This window comes from Leptothrix ochracea, from assembly GCF_041083635.1.
GTDB lineage: Bacteria > Pseudomonadota > Gammaproteobacteria > Burkholderiales > Burkholderiaceae_C > Sphaerotilus > Sphaerotilus ochraceus.
In genome coordinates, this window is record NZ_JBFPHB010000050.1 from 1 (window position 1) to 7,749 (window position 7,749).

At 62.1% G+C, this 7,749-nt stretch carries 6 protein-coding genes and 1 pseudogene; 6 read left to right on the plus strand and 1 reads right to left on the minus strand.

Annotation, left to right across the window (positions count from 1 at the left end):
- Positions 1 to 1,784: pseudogene (locus AB3X39_RS13495) on the minus strand (hypothetical protein); the annotation flags it as partial.
- A 619-nt stretch (positions 1,785 to 2,403) separates the two neighbouring features.
- On the opposite strand from AB3X39_RS13495, the gene AB3X39_RS13500 reads away from it, so the two are divergent.
- The 6 genes from AB3X39_RS13500 to AB3X39_RS13525 form a co-directional block, all read left to right on the plus strand.
- Entirely contained in the window at positions 2,404 to 3,453 is a 1,050-nt protein-coding gene (locus tag AB3X39_RS13500; protein WP_369417898.1) for an MBOAT family O-acyltransferase, read from the plus strand.
- A gap of 9 nt (positions 3,454 to 3,462) precedes the next feature.
- Positions 3,463 to 4,572, plus strand: coding sequence for an SGNH/GDSL hydrolase family protein (locus AB3X39_RS13505; protein ID WP_369417899.1), 1,110 nt, complete (start codon positions 3,463 to 3,465; stop codon positions 4,570 to 4,572).
- Positions 4,573 to 4,600: 28 nt separating this feature from the next.
- Complete coding sequence (locus AB3X39_RS13510) at positions 4,601 to 5,725, plus strand: glycosyltransferase (protein ID WP_369417900.1); 1,125 nt, start codon at positions 4,601 to 4,603, stop codon at positions 5,723 to 5,725.
- Between the two features lie 92 nt (positions 5,726 to 5,817).
- Complete coding sequence (locus AB3X39_RS13515; protein ID WP_369417901.1) at positions 5,818 to 6,198, plus strand: MAPEG family protein; 381 nt, start codon at positions 5,818 to 5,820, stop codon at positions 6,196 to 6,198.
- A complete protein-coding gene (locus AB3X39_RS13520; RefSeq protein ID WP_369417902.1) occupies positions 6,195 to 7,394 on the plus strand; it encodes a methyltransferase in 1,200 nt (399 codons plus the stop codon). Before AB3X39_RS13515 ends, AB3X39_RS13520 begins: the two co-directional genes overlap by 4 nt.
- The coding region (locus AB3X39_RS13525; RefSeq protein ID WP_369417903.1) for a GyrI-like domain-containing protein at positions 7,391 to 7,749 on the plus strand (359 nt) is incomplete at its 3' end. The genes AB3X39_RS13520 and AB3X39_RS13525, both read left to right, overlap by 4 nt.

A 7,749-nucleotide genomic window follows, 5' to 3' on the forward strand; every position in this document is an offset into this window, starting at 1 on the left:
ACGGCCGTGACCGAGCAGATGGTCGGCGTGGTGCTCGTGACCGTGACCGCCAGTCCCGAGTTGCTGCTGGCTGTCAGCGCGGCTGAACTGCTCAACGCCAGCTTGGTGGGCGCTGTGAAGCTGATCTTCTGTGTCCCCAGCGTCGTGGCTGCCGGTTTGGGGGCAGGAGCAGGAGCAGGAGCAGGAGCAGGAGCAGGAGCAGGAGCAGGAGCAGGAGCAGGAGCAGGAGCAGCGGCCGCCGGCGCTTCCAGCGCGCCCAGATCGGGGCCAAGTCCTGCGGGGGTGCGTACCGAGCGCTGGCCGTTGACGTCGATCTGGTAAAGCACCGGGTGCAAGCTGGCAGCCGCAGGCAAGGCGATGGCCGCATCCACCAAGCTCGATTTGGCCAACGGCACCATGGTGCTTAGGGTGACTGGCGCGGTCGCGGCACTGATCAAGTTCGCGGTGCCGTTGAGTTGACCGTTGATGGGGCTGAAGTAGTCCACCCAGCCGGTGCTGGTCCAGTTGCGGCCGAGATTGACGATACCGTCGCTCACCCAAGGAGCAGCCACCCCTTGCGACTGCGGGGCACGCATCGCCCGCCCGCCATTGACCGTGCTGTCATAGACGAAGACGTTGTTGAAGACCTCGGCCTTTTCCAGCGTGGTCGAGAGCTGGAACATCCACGACTTGGGCCCGCCGGTGACATGGACCGAGTTGTTGTAAACGTACAGCGTACCTTGGCGGAAGATGGGTTCCCCCCAAGTCAGGCCGGCTGTGCTGCCGAAGTGATCGCCGCCGTAGTGAATCGTGCTGCCCAAGTTGCCGTTGCGCACGATCAAGTTGCCGTAGACGAAGGCGCTGCGATACGCCGGCTCAGCGGTGGCCGTCACGGGGAAGCCTTCGGCTTCGACCAAGTCGATGGCATGACCGCCGTCTTCGATCAGGTTGTAGCGCACCACGGTGCCGGCTGAGCGGTCTTTGACCGAATGGCCCAAGGCCCCGGCGCGCAGCGCGCCGTAGCGGTTGAACTCACTCACCATGCCCACGCTTTCGGTGTAGGTGGTGTGGGCCAAGTCGCTGCCGACGATGCCGTGGCCCCAGAAATAGTTGCCGCTGAGCTGGATGTTGCGGGTGACTTCGGATGGGTCGAGGTCGGTCGAGCGGCTGAAAACCGCTTGGACGCAGTCGCTGATTTCGTTGTCAGCGATGGTGATGTTCTGGCCTTTGTGGATCCAAATCCCGGCACTGAAGTCGCTGTAGATCTGCGGCAGACCTGAGCCGCTGATGTAGGTGTAGCTGGGATGCGCGTGGCGGATGGCCAAGCCGTCGATCTGGATGTAGCTCGGGAAGCTCGTCGAGGCTTGCGCGTTGTACAGGCTGTTGACCATGATGACCGCGCGCGACTGTTGTAAGTCTTGGTTCGACATCCCCAAGGCGGGATCAAAGGCCGGGTTGCCGTATTCCGCAAGCAGCGCGGCGCGGGTGGTGGTGGCGCGGCCGTCGATTTCCGGGCGCTGATTGGCCGGACCCCGGATGCCACAGATGCGCACCGGCGCGGCAGCGGTGCCCTTGGCGGCGACGATCATCTTGCCGGCATAAGGCACGCCGTTGTTGTACTCGATCCGCACGGTGTCACCGGGACCGAGCTTTTCCCAAGGCACGCTGTCGAGCGTCGGGTAGGTCTGGCCGGGCCCCACGTGATAGTCCACGCCCAACCCTGAGGGCAGACAAGCGGGGAGGCTGAACAGGGCTGGCGGCGCTGTGACGCTGGTGCCGATCGTTTGGGCTTGGGACGGACCCATGCTTCCGATGCCGACCAACAAAGGCCAAGAAATCAAGCTGCTGTACCTGACAGCGCAACGGCAGGTGTGGATCATGGGTGCCCTCCCTCAGGCTATCTATAGATCTGAAAACAAACGTACGCATTGTTGCTGAATGCAAGTGACGCGAGCATCAGAAATGTTGATCTCCACTTCAGAAAAAATTAGTTCGTTGAGCGCCGATATACAATTCAATCCTTCGTTATCAAAGGTCTTGGTCGTGTTATTTAATTCGGCAGAGTTTCTGTTTTTGTTTTTGCCGTTGGTTCTGCTGATTTATTATGCATTGCCCCATCGGCAGCAGAATGCTTTCTTGGTCGTTGCAAGCTGCATTTTCTATGCAAGTTGGGATTGGCGTTTTTTGCTGCCTCTGCTTTGTACGGCTTCGCTGGATTATTGGATATCTCGCCGTACGGAGAGTCTCGCTGATCATGGTGCGGCGCGGGTGATTTGCAAGCGCTACCTGGTTTTGAGTGTCACGGCTAATTTGTTGCTGCTCGGGTTTTTTAAGTATTTCAATTTCTTTACAGCATCGGCCACAAGCCTCGCGCATCGTTTGGGCTGGGAGGTCTCGGTGGGAACCTTGGAGATCATTCTCCCTGTGGCCATTTCTTTCTACACCTTCCAAGCCATGTCCTACACGATCGACGTGTATCGCGGCAAGCTCCATTCGACCCGTTCGTTCTGGGATTTCTTCTTGGCGGTGCTCTACTTTCCGCACCTCGTCGCCGGCCCCATCCAACGTGCTTCCAGTCTGTTGCCGCAAGTGACTCAGCCGCGCACGATCCGTGCCGATCAGGTCTGGGAGGGCTTGCATCTGATCGCTTGGGGCTACTTCAAGAAGGTGTTCATCGCGGATAATTTGTCGCCCATCGTCAATGCCGCTTTTGCCAGTCCAGAGCCGAGCACGGCGATGACGGTGCTGGGTGTTTACGCGTTCACGTTTCAGATTTACGGCGATTTCTCAGGCTACACCGATATTGCGCGTGGTATCGCCAAAATCATGGGGTTCGAGTTTGTCTTGAATTTCAATTTGCCGTATTTTGCCACCCATCCGGCTGATTTCTGGCGGCGCTGGCATATCAGTTTGTCATCGTGGTTGCGTGATTATCTCTACAAACCCTTGGGGGGGAGCCGTGGGGGCGCTTGGCTGACTTATCGCAATTTGATGATCACCATGCTGCTGGGCGGTTTGTGGCACGGGGCCGCTTGGAACTTTGTGCTCTGGGGCTTCTATCACGGTGCCATTCAGGCCCTGCATCGCATGCTTGAGCCGGGGTTGAGGCGGCTGGGGCTGGGCTTTGCGGCCTTGCCAAGCCTGTGGCTGGGTTTGCGGATCGGCGCCATGTTTCTGCTCACCTGTTACGGCTGGCTGCTGTTTCGGGCCACATCGCTTGATCAAATCGGCCAGATGACCCTCACCCTTTTGCATCCCAGCGGCGGACTCGATGGGGCCGGCATGGCCAAGGTGTCGTGGATCATCGCGCCCTTGGTGCTGGTGCAGCTTGTTCAGTGGCGCAGCGGGGATCTCTTTTTCACGCGCCAAGCGTGGTTGCCCAAGCCGCTGCGGGTGGTGGTGTATGCGCTGATGTTGTATCTGATGGTGTTCCTCGGTGGGCAGCCGCAGTCTTTTGTGTACTTCCAGTTTTGAAGGTGTCCGATGAGAGCTTCGGCTGAACGCATCAAGACCGTGCTGACGTGGCTGGGCTACGGCCTGCTGGCTTTGGCAACGCTGGAAGGGGCTGCACGGGTCGAGGATTTCTGGCGCTCGGGCGCGCCCTTGCTCGGCAACTATTCGATCGAGTCGGTGTTTCAACCCAGCGATCTGGGCAAGGAGGGCCGGCCAGGGGCGCACTTTGGCAAGTGGCAGATGAACGCGCTGGGCTTTCGGGGGCCGGAGTTGGCATCGCCATCAGGGTCGCGGTCAGCGCTGCGCGTCATGACCGTGGGCGCCTCCGAAACCTTCGGTCTTTACGAAAGCCCCGAGCGCGACTATCCCCGTCAGCTGGAAGCTCTTCTGCGGCGCGCGCCCGGCTTGGCCTCGGCGTCGGTGGTCAACATCGCTTTGCCGGGCATGCGGATCGGCCGCACGGCTTACCTTGAGCGCTCCTTGCAAAAAGCGCCTTCGCAGTGGGTGTTGATCTATCCGACCCCGGCCAATTACATCGGCACCACGGTGGGTTTTTGTGCCCAGCCCCCGGCCACGTTCCCCGCCTCGCCGGAGCCGGAGCGCCCCGAACCGCGCCTCAAGGGCAAGCTGGTGACCTTGCTCAAGCAACACTTGCCGCTGGAGGTGATGACTTGGATGCGCCGCGCCAGCATTCGTCTGGCCGAGCGTCATTTGGACGTGATGGACACCTTGCCCGAAGCGACGCTCGACGCTTTTGTGGCCGATGTCGATTGCGCCCTCCAAGCGGCGCAGCGTCATGGGGCGCGGGTGGTGCTGAGTACGCATCCGAACCTCTTTGGGCCTGAGCTGGCAGCGGGTGATGGTGCGGCGCTCACGGCGTGGCGCTCGTTCTACCCTGAGCTGCGCGAGGCGGGCTTTCTCGACATGGAGCGCCGGGCCAACGCACGCTTGCGTCAGCTGGCGGCGCAGCGCGGTGTGCCGCTGGTGGATGCGGCGGCGCAGATTCCCGGTGGGACGCAGACCTTTGCCGATTTCGTGCACTTTACCGACGCCGGCGCCGAACGCATGGCAAGCTTGGCAGCGCAGACGATTCTTGAGGCCGAATCAGCCTCACCATCGGAGGTTTTGTCAAAACCTTGACGTGATCTTGAAGTGAAGGAGAGGGCGGATGCAGATCCTGCATGTGGTGGATTCTCTGGAGTCGGGTGGTTTGGAGCGGGTGGTCACCGATCTGGCCATCGAACAGCATCGACGCGGTCATGGCGTGGTGGTCTACAGCCTGCTTGAAACCCAAGGGCTGCTGCCTGAGCTGCAAGCCGCCGGTGTCGAAGTGGTGGTGGGGGGCAAGAAGCGCATGGCCGATCTGCCCGTGCTGCGCGGCCTGCGGCGCTTGGTGCGCGAGCGCGCCATCGAGGTGGTGCACGCCCACAACTTTGTGCCCAACTACTACGTGGCCGCTGCCTTGCGCTTCATGCTCCATCCCAAGGCGCCCACGCAGGTGTGCACCTGCCACGACATGGGCCTGCGCCTGAGCAACGACCGGCTGCGCCGGCTTTTCCTCTGGTCGCTGCGCTACACCCGGGGGGTGGCGATGGTGGGCCAGCAAGTCCACGACCGTTTTGTCAACCAAGGTTGGGTTGATCCCCGTTTGGCCATGACGGTGCTCAACGGCGTGCCGCTGGATCGCTTTGCTTGGAGCCCCGCGCGTCACTTGGAAGCCCGACGGCGCTTGGGTTTGCGTGCTGAAGATCAGGTGGTGGGCACCGTGGGCCGTTTGGTGGGCTTGAAAAATCAGCGCTTACTCATCGAGGTGTTGCCCGCTTTGTTGCAACGGCACCCGGCCCTCAAGCTGGTGCTGGTTGGTTGGGGCGAGTTGGAAGACACCCTGCGCGCCCAAGCCCACGCCTTGGGTGTGGCCGACCGGGTGTTGCTGACCGGCGCGCGCACCGATGTGGCCGATCTGACGCCGGCTTTTGACGTCTTTGCCTTGCCCTCGCAAACCGAAGGCATCTCGATTGCCCTGCTCGAAGCCTGCGCCACCCGCTTGCCCATCGTCGCCACGGCCGTCGGCGGCAACCCAGAAATCATCCACGACGGCCAGACCGGCTTGCTCATCCCCAGCGACGACGCCCTTGCGCTGCAAACCGCCCTCGATACGCTCCTCAGTGACCCGGCCATGGCGCTGCGTTTGGCTCAGAACGCCAACGCTTGGGTACAGGCCCATGCGTCGCTTGATAGCCTGACCGCCACCTACCAGCAGTTCTATCTGGATGCGATGGCGCGCGATCGCTAAAGAGTCGTCGATAAAGAGCCGTAGGTATTTGCCTCAGAAACGCATACGATCCGCCTCGTTGCCCACCTTGGGTGGGTTTTGGAGGTTTTGAAATGGCTTGGGTTGATGGCGTGGCTGTGCTGGCGTTGTTCCAGTTCTTTGTGTTTGGGGCCTTGGTTGGGCGTGCGCGGGGCAAGTACGGCGTGCAGGCTCCGGCCACGACCGGGCATGCGCTGTTCGAGCGCATCTATCGGGTGCAGATGAACACGTTGGAGCTCTTGGTGCTCTTTCTGCCCTCGCTTTGGCTGGCGGCCAAGTACGCCTCACCGGCTTGGGTGGCGGGCATCGGTTCGATCTATCTGTTGGGCCGGGTGGTTTATCTGCTGGCCTACACCCGCGATCCAGCCAGCCGCACCTTGGGCTATGCCTTGAGCAGTGGCCCGGTGGTGGTCTTGATGTTGATGGCCTTGGTTGGCGTGGTGCGTGCCCTATGAATCAGATCTCATGGACCGACGCTGAGGGCCAAGCTGTCAGCGCCCTTTGGCGCTCTGAGCGTGGTACGCCGCCGCCCAAGCGGGTGGTTTTGGCCGACGACAGCACCTCGGCCGATACCGCCTACCGGCTGGCTTGCGAAGGCACCGCCTTGCTGTGGTGCGGCGACTTCCACAACGCCCGCCAGTTGCTTCAGGCCCTGATGCGGCGCTTGGACAAGGTCTCGCCCGCCAAAGGTGCCAAGGCTGCCAAAGCCGCGAAGGATGCGGCGAAGGACGCAGCGGTTGCGCCGTCCCCAACCGAAGCCTTTCATCGCCATCGCCAAGCGCAGGCCCAGCGTGCGCGGGTGCTGGGCGCACTGCTCTTGCCCTTTGCCGCCGACTACAGCATCCCCTTGCGGCGGGCGCCCGATGTGCGCCAAGCCTGCATCGAAGCGTGGGGCGAGGAGGGTGCGGTGGCTTCGGTCGCTTCCCTGCGCGATCTGCTCGGCATGACCGGGGCGCACGAGTGGCGCAAAAAAGGTGTTGAAGTGCCGGCCTTGGGCGTTGCGCCGCACAACCGCATCCATCCGTACTACGGCGTGTTTTCGCCCTTGCGCGGCGAGTACCTTGGCTTGGTGGCCCGGGCACCCTTGCCCAAGACCGGTCAGGTGCCTTATGTCGCGTTTGACATCGGCACCGGCACGGGGGTGTTGGCGGCGGTGTTGATCCGGCGGCAGATCGACCACGTGATGGCGACCGATCAAGACCCGCGTGCGCTGGCTTGTGCGCAAGACAACCTCACCCGCTTGGGCTTGGCCGCGCAGGTCAGCGTGCAAAACGCCGATTTGTTCCCCGAAGGCCGCGCCTCGTTGGTGGTTTGCAATCCGCCTTGGCTGCCCGCCCGACCCAGCTCACCCATTGAGCGTGCGGTCTACGACGAGGAAAGCCGCATGCTTTTGGGCTACTTGAACGGTTTGGCGGCGCATTTGTTGCCCAAGGGCGAGGGCTGGTTGATTCTTTCTGACTTGGCCGAGCATCTGGGCTTGCGCAGCCGCGACGCATTGTTGGCGGCCATCGCCCAAGCTGGTTTGCAGGTGGTGGGCCGTCTGGACGCCAAACCCCAGCATCCCAAGGCCACTGATCCGAGCGATCCGCTGCACGCCGCGCGCATGGCCGAAGTCACTTCGTTGTGGCGGTTGAGGGTGCTCAAACCATGATCGATACCCCCTTCATCACCCGCACCGATCCGCAAATCACGGCGCTGATCCCGTTGTGCGTTGGGCGCGCCGAGATCCAGCAGCACATGGGCCCAGGCATGGCCGAGCTGATCGCCACCCTCAAGGCCCAAAGCATCACACCTGCTGGGCCGTTGTTTGTGCGTCATCTGCGCATCACGGCAGAGCTTTTCGACCTCCAGATCAGCATCCCGGTCACCGCACCCATCGCCGCCGAAGGCCGTGTCGAACCCGGTCTTTTGCCCGCCACCACGGTGGCCCGCACCATCTATCGCGGCCCTTACGAAGGCCTCGCTACCGCCTGGATCGCCCTACGCTCTTGGGCCCTCGCCCAAGG

Excerpts from the sequence above, each read along its gene's own strand:
- AB3X39_RS13505 (WP_369417899.1), top strand. The coding sequence starts at position 3,463 with ATGAGAGCTTCGGCTGAACGCATCAAGACCGTGCTGACGTGGCTGGGC.
- AB3X39_RS13510 (WP_369417900.1), top strand. The coding sequence starts at position 4,601 with ATGCAGATCCTGCATGTGGTGGATTCTCTGGAGTCGGGTGGTTTGGAG.
- AB3X39_RS13515 (WP_369417901.1), top strand. The coding sequence starts at position 5,818 with ATGGCTTGGGTTGATGGCGTGGCTGTGCTGGCGTTGTTCCAGTTCTTT.
- AB3X39_RS13520 (WP_369417902.1), top strand. The coding sequence starts at position 6,195 with ATGAATCAGATCTCATGGACCGACGCTGAGGGCCAAGCTGTCAGCGCC.